This window comes from Vibrio sp. 9-16B-A1 (assembly GCF_056726165.1).
This window is the reverse complement of record NZ_JBSDZD010000003.1, coordinates 410,568-435,320: the sequence shown is the minus strand read 5'-3', so window position 1 is coordinate 435,320 and position 24,753 is coordinate 410,568. Positions and strand designations below refer to the sequence as shown.

Below are 24,753 nucleotides of genomic sequence, written 5' to 3'. Positions count from 1 at the left end.
ATTAGCCCATTCCACCACATAATGATTTCGGCCAGTAGCGCCATGAGCAACAAGATGTCGATGCGCTTGGTGCATCGGGTTCGATTGTGCCTCAGTGCTAACCCATAAGCAGGACTTTTGAGATCCCGAAAGGATTCTTCTATCTGCATTCGCTTTGAGTAGAGTTGAGTTATCTGAATCCCATTCATGATGTTATTGGGCAAACTCGTAACAAGTAACCACGGTTCTTTTGCACCTTTGAGGAATACTTTTCCAGCCGAGTGCTTTTGACAAGTTCTGCTGTGACGATGTGCCTTTCTGCCTTTGGGTTGACCCTTATACAAGTAAGCAGAACACTTTAGAGGGGAGCGTTTCGCTAGTTCACATTCACCAAGAAAACGCGGTTTATCAGTGGCTTCTGGATAGAAGGTTTTGTTCGAGCACCAAGCTTGGTTAGGAAGTTTGATAGAGACTTCGCCACGAACACGGCCAAGCCAGAACCACCCTTTACTTTCTACTTGTCGAAACCAGGTATTTCGAAAGCCAGCATCGGAAACAATGATTGGAACACATCCGTCAGGGAGTATGGTTTGCAGTTTGTTCAAGAAGAGTTGGTGACTGTTGGGTGAGTTGTACTGTTTATATTCGAAAGCTTGCTCGTATAGCGTCACCGCTCGTCCCTTAACAGCAATCGACGCACGTAAGGTCATGTACCGTAGTTGCTCTCGAACATCAGACCAATCGACAAGAACAACAGGAAAGGGGTTAGCGTGGGTAATAAGTGAAGCATGCCATTTATAGATGGCGTCTTTTTCTCGGTGAAGGTTGTGGTTTCCGAGGAGTCTGTCGATGCGTTTAATTGAATGCTTTACCGTGGTATTTGCTTCAAGTGAACGACCAATTTTGGTCAGGGTCAACTCAGCGCCGTCGAGAACGGATTTGGTAGCAAGTATCAGAGAATTAAGTCGTTTTTTGTGAATGTTGGGACACTGTTGAGCCAGTGTTTGCTGTAGAATCTGGATATCGCACATCGCTAAGAATCTCTTTCTTATCTATCTGTGAAGGTGTGTTTTTGGCGAAATTCATTAGATCAGATAGGGCGATGTGCGTCTACTCATTGTTTTGAAAGGAAATTATGAGGGGATTCGTAAGATGTGGGCTTTAACCGCCGCCACCTGCCACTGCTGAACCAACACCTGCCCGGCATACAAAACGGCCAACATAATGAACTCCGGGCCCTGCGATGGGAAAAGAACCGCCACAACCTGCCGGGAGAGCTGAGAACCTTCATCTTCGATGACTTTATCCACCCGCTCGACAGCATCAATATCGGAGGTAAAGCAGACATCAAGGATGCGCACATCCACTGGCAGATAAACGGCGACCTGGTGAGCCGGATAGATATTGAGTGGCAACTGGGTGAGACGCTGTTGCAGGCTTCAATGGACAGGAACTACGGCGTGACAAACGAAGTTATCGAAGCGCGCTATGACAACCGCAGTTACCGGTTTGATTCGTTTGGACAAGGGAATATGATGCAGGAAGGCCAGATCCGCACCATCAGCGAAAAAGACTGGACACCTATGCTGGAAACCAAAGGCTTTGTGCCCATGCTCAAAGACTGGCTTGAAGTGGTTGAACACGGAAAACTGGACGAACAGACAGTCGCCCGCAACCTCGCCAGCCATCAGCTGGCAGAGTCCCTGTGCCATTACCTGGCTCTCCGTTAATCAACTGCAGCGGCGCTCAAGCGCCGCATATCCTCTCTGAAATCCAAAATCTAACCCGTAAAAACCTTACCTGTTCAGCTCAAAGTTCCGCCTCCTCAAATACCCGCACTATAATTAGTGAGGTAACAATTAATAAACACCAACAAAACAAACGAGCAACACAGAAAGAGGCATTGTTATGAAGAGATCAGTGTTCGTGCTCAGCAGTATCGCACTGGCGATCGCCCCGGCCGCCATCGCCAAAACCACCACTCTGGAAAGTATCCGGGCTCCCGGAAACGTCACTGTTGACGGTATCGCAGACAGTGTCTGGGATAAGGCTCCGGCTATAAAAGTGAAGCTGAACAAACTTCCCTATAAGCCAAACAATGGCTATGAAGGAATCAAGCGCACCAATGTTGAAATGAAATCACTCTATGACGACGAGTACATCTATTTCCTGGTCACCTACAAAGATCCGACCAAAAGCCTTGAACGATACCCCTGGATTAAACAACCCGACGGCAGCTGGAAATCTCTGACCAACAAAGACAACACCGGACACGAAAACACCTACTACGAAGATAAGTTCGCCATCCTGTGGGATATCAATAGTGATGGCTTTGCCGAAAAAGGCTGTAACTCAGCCTGCCACCAGACCAAGAACGGCATGATCGATGGCAAACCAAGTAAATCTCCGGCCAGAAAGTTCACCAAAGAAGGCCAGACGATTGACATGTGGCACTGGAAATCAGTACGTACTAACCCTAACGGCCAACTCGATGACCAGTACATCGACAGTAATACCGACGCCAAGAAAAACAAAGGATGGGGACGTAAAGGCGACAACAAAACTGGTGGTGGTTATGGCTATAACAAAAAAGATGGCCAACCAGAGTTCATTGTCATGGATATGACGATGGAAACAGCAGCGATCACAGACTCGAAGAAAGTTCCGATTCCGGCTGGTTACGACAAACTGGATCGCATCCCCAACCTGCTGACCAAGCCGTTTGAAGGCTCCCGTGGCGATATCGCCACCGTCGGGGTATGGAAAGACGGAATCTGGACACTGGAAATGAAGCGTAAACTGGTGACAGGCGGCGAAATGGCCGAAATCCAGGACGTTCAGTTCAGCGACAAAGGTAAAGTGTACCCGTTCGGTATCGCGGTATTTGATAACTCTCAAATCAACCATATTTACCACCGAAATGTCCTGAACATGAAGTTCAAATAGAGCATGGGACTCTCTCGCCTTTGGTGGCTGTTCTGTATGGCCACCATCGGCGGTGCTCTGGCCGCCGATTTTGATTCACAGCTATCCCCTATGCAGGGGATTGAGCATATTGTCGCAGAAAATCAGCGCTGTATCCGCTGCCACAGGGTGATAAGGAAAAAGTCTCAAACAGAGGCTATCAAAACAGTCGGTGCCCATGACAGTGAACAGTACGCGAATAACTGCACCGCATGTCATGGCGACAAAGGCTCACATCCCCTGAACGATGACGTGATGATCTCTCATACTCCTCACCCCCGCTATACAGCACTTGAGCAAAACATCCGGTGCATTAACTGCCACAGAGCGGTCGACCTTCGCCAGTATGACTGGACTCATGATGTCCACGTAAAGGAGATCAACTGCTCTGCATGCCACCAACTGCACCAGCCAGACGACCCCATAACATCGCTTACGCCCAGGCAACGCATAAAACTCTGCGTTGACTGTCATAAAGGAGCCAAACAATGAAACTGATTATCAGCGTTCTGCTTCTGTTATTTTCGGCAACTGTCAGTGCCGATGAGCTGCCCAATCCGGACGAAGATAATCTGGCCAACTATCATCTCAAAGATGAAGAGTGCGCCGGAGCCTGCCATGAAAAAGAAGGGCCATCAGATGACCTGGAGTTTGAGCTGCAGGCTTGTATCGAATGCCATGGGGTAATGACGGAAGTAGGCGGAAAACCTCATAACATTAAACATCAGGATGAAAAGCAGATGGACTGTGTTGAGTGCCACCTGCCCCATGAAGAGTTCGATCCAAGGGAGATCTGTTCAGACTGCCATGATGACGATGAAAACGTCTGGGGTGAAACCAGCTGGCGAAGCCAAAAACATTGGCGGGTCAGCAGCCTAAGTGACAAGGTCGCGCTCTTTCTCCCCTGACTGACGCACCATCCGCACTATAGTGATAATGTTGGTCACGATGAAGGTGGCTTCCATCATGGAGCCACCGATTGATCCCAGCAGCAGGTTGTTGGTCAGCCAGCAGAAGGAGTTAAACAGGATCATCAGCCGCATCGCCACACCCTGGGCACGAAACAGCCCGTATGTGGCGATCGATGAACCAAACAGTGCCAACAACTCATAGGCATACTGCAGCTTAGGCAGACCAAACGCCCACAGTGCGATGATAAAAAAGGTCATCACCCACACCGAACTGGTTTTAGTCGACGCATAACTGCGCACCGCACTGACACCACACCCCGCCGCCGCTACCCATGCCCCCATCAGGATGAAATGGATAAACAGCACCGCCTGAAACACCATCAGGTGCAGACGGAAATGCCGGCCATCTTTTTGCCAGAACGCGCTGACGCCGACGAGGAATGCGATAATGCCGATGGATTGGGGGAAGTTAAGGGGCCACATGGCTCCTACCCAACCAGTTCCGCCGCTTCACGCGCCAGGCGACCGATCTCTTCCCAGTTGCCTTCGTTGATCAGCTTCTTGTCTACCATCCAGGTGCCGCCGCAGGCGTATACGCGGTCCAGCGCCAGGTAGTCTTTCACGTTTTTCACGTTTACGCCGCCGGTTGGCATGAACTGGATGTCACCGTAAGGAGCCAGCAGAGCTTTGAGCATGTTGATGCCACCAGAGGCTTCCGCCGGGAAGAATTTCAGGGTAGTCAGCCCCATTTCAAGCGCTGCTTCGATGGCTGTTGGGTTGTTTACGCCCGGAACGATTTCAATGCCAACTTCCTGACACGCTTTAACCGTGTTCGGGTTAAAGCCCGGGGAAACCACAAAAGTTGCGCCCGCTTCTTTCGCAGCGATCACCTGCTCGCGGTTCAGCACTGTGCCTGCGCCGATCAGCATGTCTGGCTGGTCTTCGCGCAGCAGGCGAATTGCTTCTGCTGCCGCTTCAGAGCGGAAAGTGATCTCAGCGGCTGGCAGGCCGTTTTCTGCCAGGGCGCGGCCCAGAGGGATGATGTCCTGCGCGTTGTCCAGCGCGATTACCGGAATGATTTTTACCTGGCCCAGTTGCTCGGCAATAGTACTCATTGTTATTTTTCCTTGTTCACTAAATTCATCAGATCGCTCATCGTGTTCGGGTCGATGATGGCCCCTTTGTGCTGAATCACCCTGCCTGCCATTTTATGGCCAAGACGGGCGCACTCTTCGGCGGGAAGATCATTCAGGTAACCAGCCAGAAAACCGGCATTGAATGAATCACCGGCGGAAGTGGTATCGACGATTTTTTCCACGTCATCCGGCTCAACGTCACAGGCTTTGTCTTCCACAAAATCCCGCCACAGACAGGCTTTCGCACCTCGTTTCAGCACTGCCTGTTTCACACCTGCGTCCGCCAGGCGGATCAGGGTTTGATTATCGTCAGCATCACCCCACAGGTTGCGCTCGTCATCGTCGGTCACCAGCGCAAGGTCAGTCAGCGCCAGGATCTGGCGATACGCTTCCCTCGCCTGCTCTGCACTTTGCCACAGAGCCGGGCGGTAGTTTGAATCAAACACTATTTTAGCGCCGTTTTGTGACGCCGCCTGCAGCGTTTCGAGCAGGATTTCCCGGTCAGCATCCGGCAGAATCGCCAAGCTGATGCCACTCATGTACAGGCAGTCTTTATCCAGCAGTTGCGTCTCCAGCTGGTCAAACTCCGGATGACGAAGCAAATAGCGCGCTGCAGACTGGTTTCGCCAGTAAAGAAAGGTACGCTCGCCGCGGGCGTCCAGCTGGATCAGATACAGTCCGGGCTGGCGATGGGGATCGCTTAATACTGTATCTGTCTCCACGCCTTCAGCCTGCCAGCGGGCGACCATTTCCGTGCTGAGTGCGTCTGTCCCCATGGCAGTCGCATAGTGTACGTGACACGTGCTGCCTGCCATGCGGGCCAGGTAGACGGCGGTATTCAGGCTGTCACCACCGTATGCCTGGCGCATAGCGCCGAACGGCTCGCCGTTCAGCTCTATCATGCACTCACCTATTAAGGCAATGCTCTTCATCAGGCCTCCTTAGCGAAGTAGGCTTTTGCATTATTGAAGCAGATGTCCTGCACCAGGCTGCCCAGCATTGGGATGTCGCGTGGTACCTCGCCATTTTCTGCCCAGCGTCCCAGCATGTCACACAGAATGCGGCGGAAATACTCATGACGGGTATAAGAGAGGAAGCTGCGCGAGTCAGTCAGCATGCCCACAAACTGACTTAGCAGGCCAAGCTGAGCCAGCTGCTCCATCTGACGCTGCATGCCATCTTTCTGATCGTTAAACCACCAGCCTGAACCAAACTGCACTTTACCGGCTACGCCACCACCCTGGAAGTTACCAATCATGGTTGCCATCATCTCATTATCACGCGGGTTCAGGCAGTACAGGATGGTTTTTGGCAGCGCATCGTCTTTGTCCATTGCATCCAGCAGCGATGCCAGTTCCAGGGCAAACGGGCGGTCTGCAATCGAGTCAAAACCACTGTCCGGGCCAAGCAGGTTAAACATACGGGTGTTGTTGTTACGCTGCGCGCCAATGTGCAGCTGCATTACCCAGCCAAGGCGGGCGTACTGCTGACCCAGCCATACCTGAACGGCGGTGCTGAACTGGTCTACTTCCGCTTCACTCAGGCTTTCACCTTTCAGGCGGCGGGCCAGAATGTCATCGAGTACCTTGGTCTCCGGGATACGACCATAGCGCACCACTTCGATACCGTGGTCTGCAGCGCGGCAGCCATGCTGGTCGAAATGAGCCAGACGTTTTTCCAGCGCGCAGCACAGGCTTTCAAAGTCGTGGATTTCCACATCCGCAGCCTGTGCCAGCGAGTGCATGTATCCGGCAAAACCATCGAGCTCCATCTTGAATGCTTTGTCCGGACGCCAGCTTGGCAGAACCTCAACGTCAAAACCGCTCTCAGCCGCGATCGCCGCGTGGTGCTCCAGGCTGTCGATCGGGTCATCGGTAGTACCGGCCATCACCACGTTCATCTGCTTCATGATGCCACGGGCGCTGAACTCATCCGACTGAAGCATCTCATTACACTGGTTCCAGATGGCATCCGCACTGTCACCGCTGAGCTGGGTACCGGTAATGCCAAACGGACGGCGCAGTTCAAGGTGCGTCCAGTGATAGAGCGGGTTCCCCAGGGTTTTCGGAACCGTGTTGGCCCAGGCGATAAACTTATCGTAATCACTGGCATCACCGGTGATCAGCTGCTCCGGCACTCCGGCAGCACGCATGCCGCGCCATTTGTAGTGGTCACCGGCCAGCCAGATCTGAGTCAGGTTTTCAAAACGACGGTTTTGCGCGACTTCCTGCGGATTCAGGTGACAGTGATAGTCATAAATCGGCATCTCAGCGGCGTAGCCGTGGTAAAGCTCACGGGCGGTGTCGTTGCTGAGCAAAAAATCTTCACACATAAATGCTTTCATGAAACGGCTCCTTACAGTGATGCGACAGCGGCGCGCGCGCCTTTGTTGGCGATAAGCTGGTACGCTTTGGTCACTTCAGTGACAAACGCTTCGTTTTGAATCAGATCTTCGCCGAAGATGGTCTGCAGAGACAGATAAGCACGTACGCGGGATTCATCGGTCGCGTGTTCGTTATGGATAGCAGCCAGCTGCTCAGCCATTGGGTCACGCACATCAATTGACTGACCTTTTTCATCCACGCCACCGACATAACGCATCCAGCCTGCGATGCCCATTGCCAGCCAGCGGTAGTCACTGCCCTGCTCCAGGTGGAAGCGCAGAGAACCGCCCATACGCTGAGGGATCTTCTGGCTGCCGTCCATCGCGATCTGCCAGGTCTGGTGCTTCAGTGACGGGTTGGTAAAGCGGTCAATCAGCAGGTTCGCGTACTGCTCAAGGTCAGTACCTTCCGGCATGTCCAGGCTTGGTGCCTGCGCTTTCAGCATCATATCCCGCGCTGCACTGCGGTAATACTCGTTGGTCATGGTATCGGAAATATGCGGGTAACCGCCCAGGTAACCAAGGTATGCCAGGAACGAGTGGCTGCCGTTCAGCATACGCAGTTTCATCTCTTCGTAAGGCACCACATCCTGTACAAACTCAGCGCCTGCCGCGTCCCAGTGCGGACGGCCATTAACAAAGTTATCTTCAATCACCCACTGACGGAACGGCTCACAGGCAATGCCACATGGCTCCTCTGTGCCAACCAAAGCGGCGATCTCAGCCAGGGTTTCATCGGTCGCCGCTGGTACAATACGGTCAACCATGGTACACGGAAAAGTCACGTTCGCTTCAATCCAGCCTGCCAGCTCCTGGTCCACCAGCATGGCGAAATCCAGTACTGACGCGCGGGCTACGTGGCCGTTCTCCTGCACGTTATCACACGACATCACAGTAAATGGCGTCAGGCCGCGATCACGGCGGATACGCAGGGCCTCAACGATATAGCCGATGGCAGATACCGGCTCATGACGGTTAGCTACATCCTGCTGAATGAGCGGGTTGTTCTTATCAAGGCGGCCGGTAGCCGGGTCTGCGCAGTAGCCTTTTTCAGTAATGGTCATGGAAACAATCGCGACCTGAGGCTCAGCCAGTTTTTCCAGTACGGCTTCACGGCCATCCAGTGCAGGATGCAGTGATTCGGTAACTGCGCCGCTCACTTTAACGGTGTTTTTATCCGCACCTTTCTCAACCACTGTGTAGAGGTGGTTCTGTTCGCGCAGGGCCTCAATCAGTGCTTCACCACCAAACAGGTTTACTTCACAGATACCCCAGTCACCGCCGGTTTTGGCTGCGGTTTCGCAGGTATAAAGGCCCTGATGCGCACGGTGGAATGCACCGAAGCCCAGGTGGACAATACGTGTAGTCAGCTGAGAGCGATCGTATTCAGGCCACTGGATAGCGTCGCTTCGTGAAATATTTGCAATGGTATTCATTTTCTTCTTGTCCTTAGCCCCACAGCCGCAGCTGTGGGGAATCCATCTTAGTAGTTAAGCAGCAGCTGAGGGAGGAACAGGCTGAGCTGTGGCATAAAGGTGACCGCTGCAAGGGCAACAATCAGGGCTGCGTAGAACGGCAGCAGAGGTTTAATGATCTTGTCGATGGAAACATTCGCCACCGAACAACCGATAAACAGCGCACTGCCCACCGGCGGAGTACAGATACCAATCGCCAGGTTAAAGGTCATCATGATACCGAAGTGTACCGGGTCGATACCCATATCCAGTGCGATTGGCAGGAAGATAGGGGTAAAGATCAGGATAGCCGGGGTCATATCCATGAAGATACCGATAATCAGCAGGATAAGGTTGATGATTAGCAGGATAACCAGCGGGTTTTCAGATACAGCCAGCAGCGCGTCAGCAATCATATACGGGATATCCGCGTTCGCCATCGCCCACGACATACCCATGGATGCGCCCACCAGCAGCAGTACGATAGAAGTAGTTACCGCAGATTCAAGCACGATGCCTGGCAGGTCACGCCACTTCACTTCTTTATACACCAGTACCGCGAGAAAGAAAGTGTACATAACCGCAATCGCGGAAGCTTCAGTCGCAGTAAAGATACCGCCGATGATACCGCCCATGATGACGATAACCAGCAGCAGTGAAGGCGCAGCTTTCAGCGTGGTATCCCAAATCTGAGCAAGGGTTGGACGCTCGGCAATCGGGTAACCGCGGCGCTTGGCAATATAGCCCGCCACCAGCATCAGGGACAGACCCATAATGATGCCCGGGATGTAACCCGCCAGGAACAGCGCAGCGATAGAAGTACCGCCCGATACCAGCGAGAACACGATCAGGGTGTTACTTGGCGGAATAAGCAGACCTGTCGGACAGGAGGTGATGTTTACCGCCGCCGAGAAGTGCTCATCGTAGCCGTCTTTTTTCTGCAGCGGAGACATGGTGCCACCTACCGCTGCTGCAGAAGCTACCGCAGAGCCGGAGATAGAACCAAACATCATGTTCGCCATCACGTTTACGTGTGCCAGAGAGCCTGGCAGGCGACCGCCCAGGACTTTTGCAAAGTTAATCAGACGAACCGCGATGCCGCCCTGGTTCATGATGTTACCCGCGAGGATAAAGAACGGGATCGCCAGCAGAGCGAAGTTGTCGAGGCCAGCCGCCATACGCTGAGCGACCACGGCAATGGCCGGCTCCAGCGGCAGACTCATCATAATGGTTGCCAGCGAGGAAAGCCCGATAGCAAAAGAGACAGGAACGCCCAGACAGAGCAATACTGCAAAGCTTCCAAACAGGGTTAAAATTACTTGCCATTCCATGAGGGGCATCCTTCTTTTAAACAGATTCTTGTTTCAGGGAGAGTTGCGGCTTCAGCAGCGCTTTGACTTTTTCGGTCATAAACACCAGCGAGTAGAAAATCATCAGCAGGCCACTGATTGGCAGGCAGTAATAGACATAGCCCATTTCCAGTCCCAAAGCCGGTGTTACCTGACCTGTAGCGAGGGTTTTCAGCGCCAGGTTAGTGCCGCCGTAAACCAGAACTACCGCAGCGAATACAGCAATAGCGATTTGGATAATGATTTCGTTGACCAGTTTGCGTCGGCCGGTCAGCTTCATGGTCAGCAGGTCAATCGCCAGGTGGCGCTTTACGCCAGTGGTGTAAGCCGCACCGACCAGAGCAACCCACATAAACAGATAGCGTGCCAGCTCATCAGTCACCGTGCTTGGCTTACCAATCACGTAGCGGGAGAAAACCTGCCAGATCACGCAGAAAACCAGAAAGCTGGAGAGTGATACGGTAAAGATGGCCAACCCTCGGTTTATATATCCAATTAATTTATTCATCTTGAATCCTTGTGTTCTGTTATGCACCACGTGGTTAACCAATGTTTATAAAAAAGTGGCAGCACGGGGCCGGGTACCTGCACAGAGTATAAATAACCCGCACAAAAGTCATGTGACCAACCTCACAACAACATTGGTTGACCAATTTTAGCGAAAAACTTGTGATAGCGGTCAACCAATTAAACATTCCCCTTTGACTGATGAACCAATGCCGCTCAATAATCAAACCGTACTCAACAACGTACCCTACAGATTCAGACCAGTAGCCCTTAATAAGCAATATGCCGGATACTGAATTAAAAACTGAATGGACAACCAATTTCACGGAGACACTATAATGATGACCCGCAAAACCGTGCTGACTACCCTGATTGGCGCCGCGCTTACTGTTGGAGCCAGTGCTTCTGCTTTTGCTGCAACCACTTTGAAACTGAGCCACAACCACCCGCGTGACCATGCTGTACATAAAGCAATGGACTTTATGGCGAAAGAAGTAAAACGCCTGACAGACGGCGAAGTTCGCATCCGTATCTACCCTGATGCGCAGCTGGGTACCCAGCGTGAATCCATGGAGCTGATGCAAAACGGCGCTCTGGACATGGTGAAATCGAACGCAGCAGAGCTTGAAGCGTTCGCTTCTGACTACTCTGCGTTCAACCTGCCTTACCTGTTCCGTGATCAGCAGCATTACTTTGATGTGCAGGAAGGTGAAATTGGTGAAAAGATCCTGGCTTCTTCACGTGACAGCGGCTTTATTGGTCTGACTTACTACAACGCAGGTGCACGCTCTTTCTACACCTCCAAGCCAATCAACACACCAGCTGATCTGAAAGGTATGAAGATCCGCGTTCAGCCAAGCCCGTCAGCTATCAACATGGTAAAAGCGCTGGGTGGTAACCCTACTCCACTGGCATACGGTGAGCTGTACACTGCTCTTCAGCAGGGCGTAGTAGACGCAGCGGAAAACAACATTCCGTCGTTCAGCCTGAGCCGTCACAGCGAAGTATCGAAGTACTTCAGCCTGGACGAGCACACCATGGTTCCGGATGTACTGGTTATCTCAACCAAAACATTTGACGGCCTGAGCAAAGAACAGCAAAAAGCACTGAAAACCGCTGCGCTGGAATCTTCTCAGCTGATGAAGAAGCTGTGGGCTGAGTCAGAGCAGAAAGAACGTGCGAAAGCAGAGAAAATGGGCGTGAAATTTGTTCAGCCAAACAAGGCAGCATTTGTTGAAGCGGTTCAACCAATTTACGCTGACCTGAAGAAATCTAACCCTGAGCTGAACACCCTGGTTAACGAAATCAAGGCTGTACAGTAAACCCTGACCGGAGCCGGCGGTGATATTTAACCCTCTATACGAAAAGGTTTTTATCTCCCCGGCCCCAATAAGCAGGCGAAACAGAACTTAAATCAAGGTGTTGTTTCACTTTATCATAAAGAGGTTGACCAATCGTATTTGGTCATTATGATGACGTATGAGTGTATTAGAATATAGCGACAATTCCATTATGATGCCTTTTGAACCAAAACGACCATATCAGGAACTCGGATTAATTCTCAGAAAAGAGCTGAGCGATGGCCGCTACAAAGTGGGCGACCGCCTTCCGCCGGAACGCGACATTGCAGAACGTCTGCAGGTCAGCCGCACCGTAGTACGTGAAGCCATCATCATGCTGGAACTGGAGAACCTGGTAGAAGTTAAAAAAGGCTCCGGCGTTTATGTCCTCAATATTCCCGATACGCCCAATAACCGCGAACAGGTGATCAGCGATGACGCCGGCCCGTTTGAAATGCTGCAGGCAAGACAGCTGCTGGAAAGCAACATTGCTGAATTTGCAGCCATGCAGGTAACCCCGGGTGACATCGCAAAAATGCGCGCTGCGCTGGAGCTGGAACGCAATGAACTGGCAGCCGGCACTCAGGATTGTGTGGGGGATGAACACTTCCACCTGCACATTGCCGAAGCAACGCAAAATACCGTTCTGGTTGATATGCTGAAACAATCATGGGCACGACGCGAGCAAAGCCCGATGTGGAAAAAACTGCACTCTCACATTCAGGGTCAGGACTACCGCAAAGAGTGGCTCGAAGACCACGCCCGCATCCTCACTGCCATGCAGCGTAAAGACCCGGTCGCGGCCAAAAACGCCATGTGGCAACACCTTGAAAACGTAAAACAACGCCTGCTTGAGCTCTCGGACATGGATGACCCGAATTTTGACGGTTACCTGTTCAGCTCAAACCCAGTGGTTCTGCTAAACAGTACTGAGGCTTAATCCCCTCTCTTTGCAGAGCCCTTTTCGCCACGACCCTTGTGGCTATCGAATATGTGTATCGTTGTTCGCTTAATCCGGTCAATTCCGGCGGGTTAAGCACGTCTAAAAGGTGACTGTTATGGAACAAACATGGCGTTGGTACGGGCCAAATGACCCGGTATCTCTGGATGATGTGCGTCAGGCTGGCGCAACCGGTGTAGTGAATGCACTCCACCATATCCCGAACGGTGAAATCTGGACCGTTGAAGAGATCATGAAGCGCAAAACGCTTATTGAAAGCAAGGGCCTGACCTGGTCGGTAGTTGAAAGCGTGCCGGTGCATGAGGAGATCAAGACTCAGACCGGTAACTACCAGACCTGGATCGACAACTACAAGCAGACCCTGAAAAATCTCGCGGAATGCGGCATTCATACCGTTTGCTACAACTTCATGCCGGTTCTGGACTGGACCCGTACCGACCTTGAATTTGAAATGCCGGACGGCTCCAAAGCGCTGCGCTTTGACCAGATCGCGTTTGCAGCATTTGAGCTTCACATTCTCAAGCGCCCTGGTGCGCAAAACGACTACAGCGAAGCCGAGCAAACCCAGGCACGTGATTACTTTGAAGCGATGAGTGGGGAGGAGATCGCCAAGCTGACTTCTAACATCATCGCTGGTCTGCCTGGCGCAGAAGAAGGCTACACCCTGGAAGAGTTCCAGGCTCAGCTGGACCGCTACAACGGCATCAACAAAGATCAGCTTCGCCAGCACATGGCGTACTTCCTCAAAGAGCTGATGCCGGTATGTGATGAAAACAATGTGAAGATGGCCGTTCACCCGGACGATCCACCGCGCCCTATTCTTGGCCTGCCACGCATCGTCTCAACCATTGATGACATCGCCTGGCTGACCAATGAAGTGCCGAGCAAAATGAACGGCATCACCATGTGTACCGGCTCTTACGGCGTACGTGGCGACAACGACCTGGTTAACATGATCAAAGAATACGGTGACCGCATTTACTTCACCCACCTGCGCTCCACCCAGCGTGAAGAAAACCAGATGAGCTTCCACGAAGCCGCCCACCTGGACGGTGATGTGGACATGTACGAAGTGGTCATGGCACTGCTGGCAGAAGAGAAACGCCGCGCAGACTCAGGCGTTGGCGAGCTCATCCCGATGCGTCCGGATCACGGCCACCAGATGCTGGATGACCTGAAAAAGACCACCAACCCAGGCTACTCAGCCATCGGCCGTCTTAAAGGCCTGGCAGAAGTACGCGGCGTTGAAATGGCACTCAAGCGTACCTTCTTTAAGGATTGATTCATCCTGAACAGATAAGTTTCCTGAGCTCTTCTCTTGCATCAGGCGTATTGGCCCCGGTCCGGGGCCTTTTTTGTGCTCACAAAACGTCACACTTTCCCTGGTTTCGGCCGTGCAAAGAACAAAGCCACGCGATATGCTGGAAACAGTCGCCGTAAAACAAGGAAGTAACGTTGAACGAAGCCCTCACCGCAAAGCCTCTGCCGCTCATTCTCGCAGGTCCGATACTGCGTCAAGTCAGCAAAGATGAAATCAACCTGTGGCTGGTCTCCAGCGAGCCGCTCTCCGGGCGGGTTAGCGTCACTGATTCTGTTGCAGGGCAGCTGGTTTTCGACGGCAGCATTGCTTCTGAGCAGCAGTTACAGACGGGAAAACGGTGCTGGGTTGCGATGCTTTCCCTAAAAGGCAACTTCCCGCTTAATCAGCCCCTTCGCTATCAGATTGACACCCAACAGGGACCGCTGACCGATCTTCTGCCCCACCTCACCTACTCAGAACAGAACGGGATTGAGTTTATCATCAGCGATAAGGCGGATTACGTTCTGCATGGCTCGTGCCGTAACCCACACCACTTCAGCGATGACACCCTGGTCGCAACAGACAACAAACTTAAGCAGCAGGCTGCCGCTGAGCGTCCGGACATGCTGATCATGAGTGGCGACCAAATCTACGCCGACCATGTTGCCGGGCCGATGCTGGATGCAATTGAACAGACCATCTCGCTTCTCGGCCTGCCGGATGAAGAGTTTGAACAGGCTCCGGTCAAAGATACCCTGGCACTCTATAACCACCCTGACTGCTACTACGGCCGGGATAAGCTGCTGCCCCACTATGTGGACGATGGATCCCTGCTGAGCAAGTTCTTCCCCCATCGTGGAACGCCGATATTCAGTTCCCGTGAAGCTGAAAACCACCTGGTCAGTTTTGCTGAGTACTTTGCCATGTATCTTTTAGTCTGGTCACCGGCTTTGTGGCAACTTATCAACCGGGAAAGGCTGGCAGAGCGGGGATTTGAAACCGGCGGTGTTTCACTGTCACCCAAATGGCAGCAGCAGTGGCGGGATGAAAAAGTCCATATCGATAAGTTTGTGGAAGGCCTGCCTCAGGTTCAGCGGCTGCTGGCGCATATCCCAACCTATATGATCTTTGACGATCACGATATCACCGATGACTGGAACCTGACCGTCGGCTGGGAGAAAGCCGCGTTTGATAACCTTTTCTCCCGCCGGGTGATCGGCAACGGCCTTATCGCCTACTTTCTTTGCCAGGGATGGGGAAATGCGCCGGAGAAGTTCGGCCCTGAGTTTATGGCCCGTATCAATGCCTACTTCAGCGAGCCCACCAGCGAGAATCAGGATCTTTTGATCCGTCACCTGCAGCGCTTTGAAGAGTGGCACTACACAATTCATACCTCTCCCAAAGTGGTGGTACTCGATACCCGAACCCGCCGCTGGCGCTCAGAGTCACGTATGAACAAACCATCCGGCCTGCTGGACTGGGAAGGGCTGATTGAGTTTCAGCAGGAGCTGTTACATCAGGACAAGGTGATCATCGTCTCCGCCGCACCGATATTTGGGGTGAAGTTTATCGAGATGCTGCAGCGGGCGATGACCATTGCCGGACAGCCGCTTTTAATCGATGCGGAAAACTGGATGGCTCACCCGGGCAGTGCCAATACGCTTATCAGTATCTTCACCCATACCAAAACGCCAACCAACTTCGTGATCCTCTCAGGCGATGTCCACTACTCGTTTGCCTACGATATCAAGCTGCGCTACCGCAAATGCAGCCCCAATATTTATCAGATAACCTGCAGCGGAATCAAAAACCAGTTCCCGGCCAGGCTGCTGACGTTTTGTGACACCATGGACACCCTGCTCTACAGCCCGCGTTCCCCGCTTAACTGGTTTACCAAGCGTAAACGCCTGAAAATCAAAAAGCGTGACCCAGATAATCAGAAGTTCTGCCGCCTGGTCAATCAGAGTGCGATTGGGGAACTGAAGTTAGATGAGCATGGTAAACCGCTGCACGTGAACCTTTTAACCTCTGAAAATGAAACCATTAGCTTTCCATCCAAAAATAATTGAGCCCCTGACGAAAGGCTGAGTCGCCAGCCCAAACACTATCGAAAAGAAAGATCAAAATGATATTGGTTTTATTATGTATTTACGTTCAACAGGCATAAATTCAGGAGCTACCACATTCAACCCGTTTAACAAACAGACAATTACCTGCTTCGTTTTTATTACATTTCTTTAGTGAATTTCCTGGAAATTTAAGGAAAAAGGCATCTAAATATCGAAAAACAGCCCTGTCAAACTAATATAATAAAATTCTAAATAACAGACACACCATATCAAACCTAGCCTTCCGGAAAGCGGACTTTATTCTCCGGTATTCCATAATCACCCAACTCAGCTTACAGTTTTATTTAGAGTGGCGACTCTAAATATCTGAAAGCTGACGATAAACCTCTACCTAAAATCCTAAAAAATGACCGTTTCACATTTTTATTAGATCTTTATCCGGGTTCACTAAGAGCATATGTTGATATTATTACCCGGTGCAGCAACAGCATTAAGAAGTCATGATAAACAACCAAACAATAAAAGTTGCATCAATGATCTAGAAAAAATACCACAAGTTAAAATTAAGTGAATAAAATTAAAAAAGGAGTATTACTTGTGTCTACATCATATAAAGTAAGACATTTGATCCTGGATCAACATACATATTCTATACAAGATACTAAGTCAGGTAAGAAGAGACGAATTGGTACTCATGATTTTCTCGCGCTTTTTGAGCTATGTAGGAATGCGGGAGATATTGTTACCAAAGAGCAATTGCTGGAAAAAGCCTGGCCGGGAAAAATTGTTGCAGACAGCTCAATCACACAGGCTATCAGTAACGTACGAGGCATAATCGGAGATAATGGAAAGGAGCAGTTATGGCTGAAGACCATATCAAAGGTAGGCTATAGCCTGGATCTTGAGATTGTTCAGCAGTACCCGGACATCCCCCACTCTGACGCAGAGGTTATTTGCAGCAATACAGGGGTTTTTGACTCCCCCCCTGAAAAAACGATGAAAAAAACAGAAGTCACTCACAATATGGGAGGCACTACCCTTCTTCCTCAAAGCATCTACAACCACAAGTGCATGATAAAACTTACTTTCCTGTGGTTTTCGGTATTCTCCATGGTAATTCTGGCTGCAATGCTATCGTTGCGCATATATACCAATCGCCAACAAATCAAGCAACATTCAGAGTTCCCACCTGAAGTATACGCTGGCAACAAGATTAAAATATTATCTGACACACCACAAATAGTAAGTCAGTCCAGGTTGGATGCCCTGGTTGAAAGGTATGACATCCAGTTTTTGTCCGTAATGATATCCGGAACAAGTATCTCACTTTCAGTAGTCAAGACCAACGGAGAGATTATTAACAGGCTAAGTATCTCAGAAAATGCCAGCCCCTCTTCGGATATTCCATCTTATATCACAAGGGAGTTAAGTAATGATGTCGACTAAAATTGCGATCGTTTTACTGCTTAACATGTGTCTTGTCTTTGCCATTAGCCAGACTGAAAACCACGACTATACGGCCATGTCATCGAAATATACGTTGAGCCGGGAGGACGGTTCCTATCACGCTACCGGCACAGTAGAAGTATTTATCAATGGCAGCACTTATGACGGGAGTATTATTTCTGAGGAGTACGACAACCAGGGCCACAGCAGCAGTTACGAAATATATGACAGCGGAGAGCTGATAAAAATAGATGATAACACTTACCATCTCAAAGTGGAAAGCCGGGATATCCGATTCAAAAGTATTAGCGGACTGAGTAGTTTATACCAGCATACTGAAAGTCAGGCTTCACTAAGCACAGAGAAGCGGGTTCCACGTAAAAATAATATAAAAGTAATCAAAGAAACCGATGCATATATGATTGTCGCTTCCTCACTAAACGGTGGTCAGCTGCTGGCCCTTACAAAGCACTAAAACTACCGGAGCAATAGCATACCCATGCTATTGCTCTATGCCTATCTGGTTCAGAGGCTGAATGTTGACGCTGTCATGCAACTCCTGAAAAGACATTACCGCTAACTCAGGAAAGCGGCTGTCCAGCATCTTCTTAACATAGCGCCGGATATCCATCGCGGTAATGAGAACCGGCTGACTGGCCCTTTCACTAATGTCACCGATTACTTCTGAGAACCGGTTTATCAAGAGCTCTGACTGCTCTGGTTCCATCGCCAGATAACTGCCTGATGACGTCTGACGGATGGCGGCGCGAATCGTCTCCTCTGTCTCCTGGGATAACATAAACGCCATTACCATGTTTTGATCATTACTGTACTTAAAGCTTATATAGCGGCTAAGGGCGACGCGGACGTACTCTGCCAACTGAACCGTAGAGCTTTCTTTCTGACTCCACTCGACAACAGACTCAAGTATGACCCTGAGGTTCCTCACCGGTACCTGCTCTGACACTAATCTCTGAAGTACTTCCGTCAGTTTATAAACCGGTAACTGGCGCTGAACTTCTCTCACCAGTTCTTCATACTCAGTTTCCACATGTTCCAGCAGCTGTTTGGTTTCCTGCACACCCAAGAACTCTCCTGCCTGTCTGGCGAGCAGTGTATAAAGCTCATAACTCAGTGCATTCAATGGCTCAATAACTTCAATACCTACCCCTTCCATTTCTCCTGTATCAGTCCCTTTCACCCAAAACAAACTTCCAGACTTGAAATCGGACACTTCATATTCCAGGTCCAGGATTTGGAGCTGCTGTTCATCGCACCTGACAAGCAACGCATTTTTCAGCAGACTCCCGGACAGGACAGGCACTTCATGCACAAATAACTGATAGGGAACGAGAGATAACTGGCCATCAGTTTCTGTTTCAGGCTGACAGTACAGATGAATTGTGGGATACGGAACGCCAAGCTCAGTAATCAGTCCCTGACGCAACTCTGTTAGTACCGGAACCAGGGTTTCCACGCTGAGAGACATATCCTGCGAAGCGGAAACGGACAGGGACAAGGGCTGAGTTAAGCTGAAACCTTTCTGAACGGGTTGACCGGGCCCATGCCCCTCCTGAACCATACTCATATCATTATCACCCTCTTGCCTGGCGCTTCTGATAAGCCACCTCGACCCAGCCAGCAGTAACCCAGAGAGTACAAGGAAGATTATGGTTGGAAAGCCGGGTAACATAGAGAACAGCAACAGAATAACTCCGGCGATAAGCAGAGCGTATGGTTTCTGCCGGACCTGAACGCCAATGTCCTTACCGAGATCCTCACTTTTATCAGTGGAAACCCGTGTGACTATCATTCCGGACGTTATCGCAATAAAAAGAGCCGGAATCTGAGAAATAAGCCCGTCACCTATGGTGAGCAGGGAATAGACAGACAGCGCTTCTCCTGCGCTCATTCCCCGCTGCACCATACCTATGGTTATCCCTCCCAACAGGTTCACTACTATGATGATCAGCCCGGCAATCGCATCTCCTTTTACAAACTTCATCGCTCCATCCATTGCGCCGTAGAGCTGAGACTCCTTTTCGATTTTGCTGCGACGGGCCTGCGCTTCTTCCATATCAATTGTTCCGGCCCGCATATCGCCATCGATACTCATCTGTTTTCCCGGCATCGCATCCAGACTAAACCGGGCAGAAACTTCGGCGACCCTTTCTGCCCCTTTGGTAATAACCAGGAACTGCACTATGGTAATGATCAGGAAAATCACTGCCCCGACGACCAGGTTACCGCCAACCACAAACTCACCGAATGTATATACGATTTTCCCCGCATCAGCCTGAAGAAGGATCAGGCGCGTCGTGGTGATCGACAGCGAAAGCCGGAACAATGTAGTCAGAAGAAGCAGGGATGGAAAAGCGGTAAATTCCAGCGGAGAGTGGATATAGATAGCCATCATCAGCAGAATGACCGCAACCATCAGGTTGATCGCTATCAGGCCATCCACCAGCTCTGTCGGCATAGGCAGAATCATCATAAAGACAACAGCGATAAGCAACATTGCCAGCACAAGGTCATTACGACCAGAGAGTTTTTGAAGCCAACCTTTCAATTTCAGTCCTTATAATCTGCTGTATTAACTTAACCGGTACACTTGTCTGGCGTACTGGTGGTAACCCAGGGCATAGAGAAGGTTCGCCTCAATTCGCCGAACTTCTTTTTCCCTTCTGATCCCAACCGGCAAATGGCACAGCGCCTCCAGTGCTTCATCCCACCGCTCAAGCCTGCAGAGAGACTCAACTCTGATCACCGCCGCGACTTCATCCCCGCGTAATGTCAGCCATTCTGAAACCAGCAAACACTGCTTCCATTGTTTCTGATCTAACTGCACAAAAAGCAATTGTCTGGCGACCTCATCCGGCCCGGCAGAAATCTTAAGTGTTGTCATGCACTGCTCACCAGGCTACGGACTACCCGGGCCTCACGGCTTAAAGACCAAAGCACTTCCACCAGTGAGTACAGAGACGCGTTATTGTCTTCGTCACACTCATGCAGGGAAAGCCCCAGAGCCCGCAGTTCAGCCTCCGCAACATATCTGGGTTGCAACTTCCAGCGGTCACGGGTCCAGTCCAGTAAACCCTGCTGCTTTACAGAGAGCAGCCATGGCCGGTGTTCAGACTGACCCACCAGCCCGGGCCGATTGCGTTCACAGACGGACAGCCCGTCAGTCAAAGGCTCCTGTCGCTGTGTTTGCGTAACCGGGCCTGATGAAGGCTTTATGGAAGAACGGGCAACTACTGTGCTTACTGACTCAACCATTCCATTTCACCTCACTGGCTTTTTGTCTCAGAAACTCATACCTGAGGTATAAATCTTCGGCTCTGGCCTGTTCTGCCGGCAGTTTGGACACCAGATGCAGTTGCCCGCGCCTGTCCAGAGCACATTGCAACGGAAGCGGATGCTCACCCAGTAAGCTGAACAGACGGCCTGACTCTGTGTGCTCATCACACAGCAACACCGAAACCGATATCCAGCGGGCACACCAGCATATTTCAAACTGCTGCAGGGGTTGATGCATCAGACTGATGCTCAGACAGCCCGACTCACAGGCCACTACCTGCTCAGAGCCCGGCGTAAATCTCCCCCCTACTAAACGGACAAACTCTGCCACCACTTCCTGCCTAGCGTTTATCATCTGCCTGGGCCTCTTCCATTGAAACTGCTTCATCTATCCGCTCCTGCAAGCTGGATAAAACCCGGTTACGGTGGTTCTCTGAAGGATACAGGGAGTCAGGCAGTGCAACTGCCATCTTCCTGAGCTCTTGTGTAGTCACTACTTTGGCATCCAGTGAGTTAACACCTAAACGCTTCAAAGCCGTAGTAAGCATACTCCTGGAAACAATCTGGCTTTCGGGGAATGTCAGGACTCTCTCAACCAGAGCCGCCTGATCGACAGCGATCAGAAACTGGCTTTTTAACAGACTGACGACACTTTCAGCTAACTGACTAAGGGTATTAAGCTGCTTTAGCTGCCCCAGGTTTCTCATTACCTGTCCAAGAATCGCATGATCATGGCTCGGGGTGAGTGAATGGTAGTCTGCCGAAAGAGCCTGCTGATGCAGGGTGATAGCAGAATCCACCGAGCCATACTGCCTGGCCACCTGAGCAAGTTGCCGCCACAGCTGGCTGCAGCTCTTGCAAGCAGTGATATTCCGGTACTCATCGCGGGCCCGGGCAATTTCTTTCCCGGGAAGATTTGCAGCATAGGTACGGCTGGTATTTAGCATCACCGATATTGCCGTTTGATGTCCGGCGGCAAAAGCCTCCAGCGCTTCACTAAAGCAACGTTGGTCTGATGGCTCGCTGGATTCAATCAGCACCTTTCCGGCAAGGTACTGAGCAGCGGGGTCCTGGCTAAACTGGCTAAGGCTCTGAATAAACTGCTCACCAGTAGCGGGTTTACCCAGGTTGGCAGATACAAAGCTCAGCAGTTTTTGCTGCTTTTCTAAATCCGGGACCTTTTCAAGATATTGTTGTACCTGCTCTATCCAGTGTATGCGGTCTTTGTCAGCCTTATCCTTTCCTCTGGCTTCGTCCAGGCTTCTTGTCCGTCTTTCGGATACAGCGCTGCCTAACTCCTCCAGCGCGTTTGCAAGCTCACTTTTTGGTGAAAAGTTCACCTGTACCGCGCTACTGCCTGAACGGTCACGGACCTCTGAGCTAAAAGGGCTGCTGTTTATGGCAAACGATTCTGACACTTTGGATGTGCTCCCATTCCATCAGTAGTTTGAAGAAAGTGATAGTTGCAGCTCCAAAGCCGGAGTACAGGCAACCCTGCTAGCCTAAAATGAACGGCAGAAATAAAAACAAAAAAAAACTCAAACTTTTCTGAATCAAATCTGTTCTCTCCCACCTTTCTGGAACCAGGAAAACTTCATTGTTTTATTTGGCCTTTATTGAGACATCAGAGCTCAGATACTGGCAGAATCAGAACAACACTTAGTGACCTGGTTGCATAAAACGATGGACCACCTTCTTCCCCCACCATTTGCATCACTTGACCTTGCAAACCTCGATCGCACCCTTAACCGGATTTCAACACTGTGTAACCAGCCTCTTCAGTTTCAAACCGGAGGAAAGGTAACCGGTATCACGGGCAACATGGTTAAAGCGGTCCTGCCGGGAGCCGCTATCGGTGACCTGTGCCAGTTAAAAACGCCGGCAAAGCCGGACCTGTACGCCGAAGTTATCGCAATTCAAACCCCATATACGCTCTTAGTGCCGCTCGGCGAAGCACGGGGACTCTCCGCTCAAACCCGTATCATCAACTCCGGCCGTCAACACCAAATTGAAGTGGGCGACTTTCTTCTGGGAAGCATCCTCGATGGCCTTGGAGCCCCACTCGGCCAAACCGCTCTGGAGAATCCGCGAGAAAAGGAGAATGTTACGCTGAGGAATGTTTTTCAGCTTGCCCCAGACCCAATGAGCAGACCGGTAATATCCAAACCTCTCAGCCTTGGAGTGCGGGCTATCGACACCATGCTGACGATGGGAGAAGGCCAGCGAATGGGCATATTCGCCGCCGCAGGGGGCGGGAAAAGTACCCTGCTGTCGATGATCATTGCGAATACAGAAGCAGACGTCATCGTTCTGGCTCTGGTTGGAGAGCGGGGCCGGGAAGTCCGCGAATTTCTCGAACACCATATGGATGAGCGGACAAGAAAGAAATCAGTACTGGTCATCGCCACTTCTGACCGGCCTTCAATGGAACGAGCCCGGGCCGCTATGGTTGCAACTACCGTAGCGGAACATTTCAGAGAACAGGGTCTCAGTGTTCTGCTCATGGTTGACTCACTGACAAGGTACGCCCGCGCACTCAGAGAGATGGGCCTTGCTGCAGGGGAACCACCTACACGCCGGGGATTCCCTCCTTCCGTTTTTGAGCAGCTCCCTTTGTTACTTGAGAGGCCTGGCGCAACAGAAAAAGGGTCGGTAAGCGCGCTGTACACCGTACTTGTCGAGGGTGATGATATGACAGAGCCAGTTGCCGATGAAACCCGCTCGATACTCGACGGCCACATCATTCTTTCCCGGGAACTGGCAGCCGCGGCGCACTACCCGGCCATCGATATTCTGCAGAGCACCAGCCGGGTTATGGGACAGATAACACCTCACTCCCACCAGTGTGCAGCCAACAATGTCCGGAACTGGATGGCACTGTACAAAAAGAATGAACTCCTGATTCGCATGGGAGAATACCAACCAGACAGTGACCCGGAACTGGACACCGCCATCACGAAACAGGCTGACATTGCTTCGCTGCTTAAACAGCCGTTATCTGACAGCTGTAACTATGCCAGCAGTATTGAACAGCTCCTCTCTCTGGGTGACCGGCCATGACGCTGGATGATGTTATTGAAGTCAAAAAACACCGGTTAAAAAAAGCCGAACGGGAAATGCTAAGTGCCAGAGAAGCCTGCCGGAATGGAAGGCGTGAGCTGGATGAAAAACAGGCGGTTTTGGAACAGCTCGCTCTGTCTCTTGAACAAATCAGCAGGCAGCCTTTCCAGGGATCCGGTACGCCAGCTCAGTTGGATAAAGCAGCTCTGGATTTGTGGCGAAAACAGATCGCGAACACCTGCCTCAGGAAGGAGCAGGCCTTCCTTGCCGTTCAGCAGTCTGCCAGCCAGTTAGAAGATCTGGAACAAGCCCTCACAGCAACGGTTCAGACATGGCGCCATACCCAGCGTAACCTGGAAAAATGGCAGGAAGTCGCTGCGCATGAGAATGAGACAGACAAACGTATACAGGTAAGACAGGAAGAAAAGGAGCTTGACGAGCTCCCTTCCCCCGCACCTCTCCTCCTGAACCAGACGACTTTTGACAGGTTAGTGTGAACTGCAAGGATCTGACAATCACCGCCACTGTATCAGATCAGGCAGCACCTTCTGACAACGTCACCGGTGTTCAGCCACAACCAGGAAGCCATTTATTTCA

The 24,753-nt window shown here is 51.1% G+C and carries 25 protein-coding genes; 12 read left to right on the top strand and 13 right to left on the bottom strand.

Annotated features, from left to right (window positions below):
• A partial coding sequence (locus ACVB80_RS08060) for an IS4 family transposase (RefSeq protein WP_481080767.1) occupies window positions 1-1,010 on the bottom strand: 1,010 nt, incomplete at its 3' end.
• 123 nt (window positions 1,011-1,133) lie between these two features.
• Here ACVB80_RS08060 and ACVB80_RS08055 point away from each other — a divergent pair.
• From ACVB80_RS08055 to ACVB80_RS08040, 4 genes are all read left to right on the top strand, one after another.
• Window positions 1,134-1,709, top strand: coding sequence for a hypothetical protein (locus ACVB80_RS08055; protein WP_481080766.1), 576 nt, complete (start codon window positions 1,134-1,136; stop codon window positions 1,707-1,709).
• Window positions 1,710-1,887: 178 nt separating this feature from the next.
• A complete protein-coding gene (locus ACVB80_RS08050) occupies window positions 1,888-2,925 on the top strand; it encodes an ethylbenzene dehydrogenase-related protein (RefSeq protein WP_481080765.1) in 1,038 nt (345 codons plus the stop codon).
• A gap of 3 nt (window positions 2,926-2,928) precedes the next feature.
• Window positions 2,929-3,435 carry a cytochrome c3 family protein gene (locus ACVB80_RS08045; protein ID WP_481080764.1) on the top strand — a complete coding sequence of 169 codons (507 nt, stop codon included), beginning with the start codon at window positions 2,929-2,931 and terminating at the stop codon, window positions 3,433-3,435.
• Entirely contained in the window at window positions 3,432-3,851 is a 420-nt protein-coding gene (locus ACVB80_RS08040) for a cytochrome c3 family protein (protein WP_481080763.1), read from the top strand. The genes ACVB80_RS08045 and ACVB80_RS08040 overlap by 4 nt, the downstream gene beginning before the upstream one ends.
• Here the strand turns inward: ACVB80_RS08040 and ACVB80_RS08035 are convergent.
• From ACVB80_RS08035 to ACVB80_RS08005, 7 genes are read right to left on the bottom strand one after another with little or no spacing between them, the layout of a single operon-like run.
• Window positions 3,819-4,337, bottom strand: coding sequence for a YgjV family protein (locus ACVB80_RS08035; RefSeq protein ID WP_481080762.1), 519 nt, complete (start codon window positions 4,335-4,337; stop codon window positions 3,819-3,821). The two genes, ACVB80_RS08040 and ACVB80_RS08035, sit on opposite strands and share 33 nt — an antisense overlap.
• 5 nt (window positions 4,338-4,342) lie before the next feature.
• Window positions 4,343-4,969, bottom strand: a complete 627-nt coding sequence (locus ACVB80_RS08030) for a bifunctional 4-hydroxy-2-oxoglutarate aldolase/2-dehydro-3-deoxy-phosphogluconate aldolase (protein WP_481080761.1) — start codon at window positions 4,967-4,969, stop codon at window positions 4,343-4,345.
• Between the two features lie 2 nt (window positions 4,970-4,971).
• Window positions 4,972-5,922, bottom strand: a complete 951-nt coding sequence (locus tag ACVB80_RS08025; RefSeq protein WP_481080760.1) for a sugar kinase — start codon at window positions 5,920-5,922, stop codon at window positions 4,972-4,974.
• Window positions 5,922-7,334 (bottom strand): glucuronate isomerase, encoded by a 1,413-nt coding sequence (uxaC, locus tag ACVB80_RS08020; protein WP_481080759.1) that lies wholly within the window; start codon window positions 7,332-7,334, stop codon window positions 5,922-5,924. Before uxaC ends, ACVB80_RS08025 begins: the two co-directional genes overlap by 1 nt.
• An 11-nt stretch (window positions 7,335-7,345) precedes the next feature.
• Entirely contained in the window at window positions 7,346-8,809 is a 1,464-nt protein-coding gene (locus tag ACVB80_RS08015) for a mannitol dehydrogenase family protein (RefSeq protein WP_481080758.1), read from the bottom strand.
• 47 nt (window positions 8,810-8,856) lie between these two features.
• Window positions 8,857-10,158: a TRAP transporter large permease gene (locus ACVB80_RS08010; protein WP_481080757.1), complete on the bottom strand. Its 1,302-nt coding sequence runs from the start codon at window positions 10,156-10,158 to the stop codon at window positions 8,857-8,859.
• Window positions 10,159-10,174: 16 nt separating this feature from the next.
• The gene (locus ACVB80_RS08005; protein ID WP_481080756.1) at window positions 10,175-10,684 is read right to left on the bottom strand and encodes a TRAP transporter small permease; all 510 of its coding nucleotides are present in this window, start codon (window positions 10,682-10,684) and stop codon (window positions 10,175-10,177) included.
• Between the two features lie 337 nt (window positions 10,685-11,021).
• Here ACVB80_RS08005 and ACVB80_RS08000 point away from each other — a divergent pair, with 337 nt between their 5' ends.
• The 6 genes from ACVB80_RS08000 (at window position 11,022) to ACVB80_RS07975 (ending at window position 18,274) form a co-directional block, all read left to right on the top strand.
• On the top strand, window positions 11,022-12,005 hold the full coding sequence (locus ACVB80_RS08000; RefSeq protein WP_481080755.1) for a TRAP transporter substrate-binding protein: 984 nt from the start codon (window positions 11,022-11,024) through the stop codon (window positions 12,003-12,005).
• Window positions 12,006-12,162: 157 nt separating this feature from the next.
• On the top strand, window positions 12,163-12,963 hold the full coding sequence (locus ACVB80_RS07995; RefSeq protein ID WP_481080754.1) for an FCD domain-containing protein: 801 nt from the start codon (window positions 12,163-12,165) through the stop codon (window positions 12,961-12,963).
• Between the two features lie 118 nt (window positions 12,964-13,081).
• Entirely contained in the window at window positions 13,082-14,266 is a 1,185-nt protein-coding gene (uxuA, locus tag ACVB80_RS07990) for a mannonate dehydratase (protein ID WP_481080753.1), read from the top strand.
• 173 nt (window positions 14,267-14,439) lie between these two features.
• Window positions 14,440-16,353 (top strand): alkaline phosphatase D family protein, encoded by a 1,914-nt coding sequence (locus ACVB80_RS07985; RefSeq protein ID WP_481080752.1) that lies wholly within the window; start codon window positions 14,440-14,442, stop codon window positions 16,351-16,353.
• Window positions 16,354-16,950: 597 nt separating this feature from the next.
• Entirely contained in the window at window positions 16,951-17,799 is an 849-nt protein-coding gene (locus tag ACVB80_RS07980) for a winged helix-turn-helix domain-containing protein (RefSeq protein ID WP_481080751.1), read from the top strand.
• Window positions 17,786-18,274 carry a hypothetical protein gene (locus ACVB80_RS07975; protein ID WP_481080750.1) on the top strand — a complete coding sequence of 163 codons (489 nt, stop codon included), beginning with the start codon at window positions 17,786-17,788 and terminating at the stop codon, window positions 18,272-18,274. The genes ACVB80_RS07980 and ACVB80_RS07975 overlap by 14 nt, the downstream gene beginning before the upstream one ends.
• A 27-nt stretch (window positions 18,275-18,301) precedes the next feature.
• On the opposite strand, the gene sctV is transcribed toward ACVB80_RS07975, so the two are convergent.
• Genes sctV through ACVB80_RS07950 form a run of 5 tightly spaced genes read right to left on the bottom strand, consistent with a single transcriptional unit; the run spans window position 18,302 to window position 22,436 of the window.
• The gene (gene sctV / locus ACVB80_RS07970; RefSeq protein WP_481080776.1) at window positions 18,302-20,374 is read right to left on the bottom strand and encodes a type III secretion system export apparatus subunit SctV; all 2,073 of its coding nucleotides are present in this window, start codon (window positions 20,372-20,374) and stop codon (window positions 18,302-18,304) included.
• An 18-nt stretch (window positions 20,375-20,392) separates the two neighbouring features.
• Window positions 20,393-20,704, bottom strand: a complete 312-nt coding sequence (locus ACVB80_RS07965) for a hypothetical protein (protein WP_481080749.1) — start codon at window positions 20,702-20,704, stop codon at window positions 20,393-20,395.
• On the bottom strand, window positions 20,701-21,075 hold the full coding sequence (locus tag ACVB80_RS07960; RefSeq protein WP_481080748.1) for a hypothetical protein: 375 nt from the start codon (window positions 21,073-21,075) through the stop codon (window positions 20,701-20,703). Before ACVB80_RS07960 ends, ACVB80_RS07965 begins: the two co-directional genes overlap by 4 nt.
• Window positions 21,068-21,451 (bottom strand): hypothetical protein, encoded by a 384-nt coding sequence (locus tag ACVB80_RS07955; RefSeq protein ID WP_481080747.1) that lies wholly within the window; start codon window positions 21,449-21,451, stop codon window positions 21,068-21,070. The genes ACVB80_RS07960 and ACVB80_RS07955 overlap by 8 nt, the downstream gene beginning before the upstream one ends.
• Window positions 21,438-22,436 carry a TyeA family type III secretion system gatekeeper subunit gene (locus ACVB80_RS07950; RefSeq protein WP_481080746.1) on the bottom strand — a complete coding sequence of 333 codons (999 nt, stop codon included), beginning with the start codon at window positions 22,434-22,436 and terminating at the stop codon, window positions 21,438-21,440. Before ACVB80_RS07950 ends, ACVB80_RS07955 begins: the two co-directional genes overlap by 14 nt.
• A gap of 343 nt (window positions 22,437-22,779) precedes the next feature.
• Here ACVB80_RS07950 and ACVB80_RS07945 point away from each other — a divergent pair, with 343 nt between their 5' ends.
• Window positions 22,780-24,156, top strand: a complete 1,377-nt coding sequence (locus ACVB80_RS07945; protein WP_481080745.1) for a FliI/YscN family ATPase — start codon at window positions 22,780-22,782, stop codon at window positions 24,154-24,156.
• Window positions 24,153-24,653, top strand: a complete 501-nt coding sequence (gene sctO / locus ACVB80_RS07940; RefSeq protein WP_481080744.1) for a type III secretion system stalk subunit SctO — start codon at window positions 24,153-24,155, stop codon at window positions 24,651-24,653. Before ACVB80_RS07945 ends, sctO begins: the two co-directional genes overlap by 4 nt.
• Window positions 24,654-24,753: the final 100 nt, after the last annotated feature.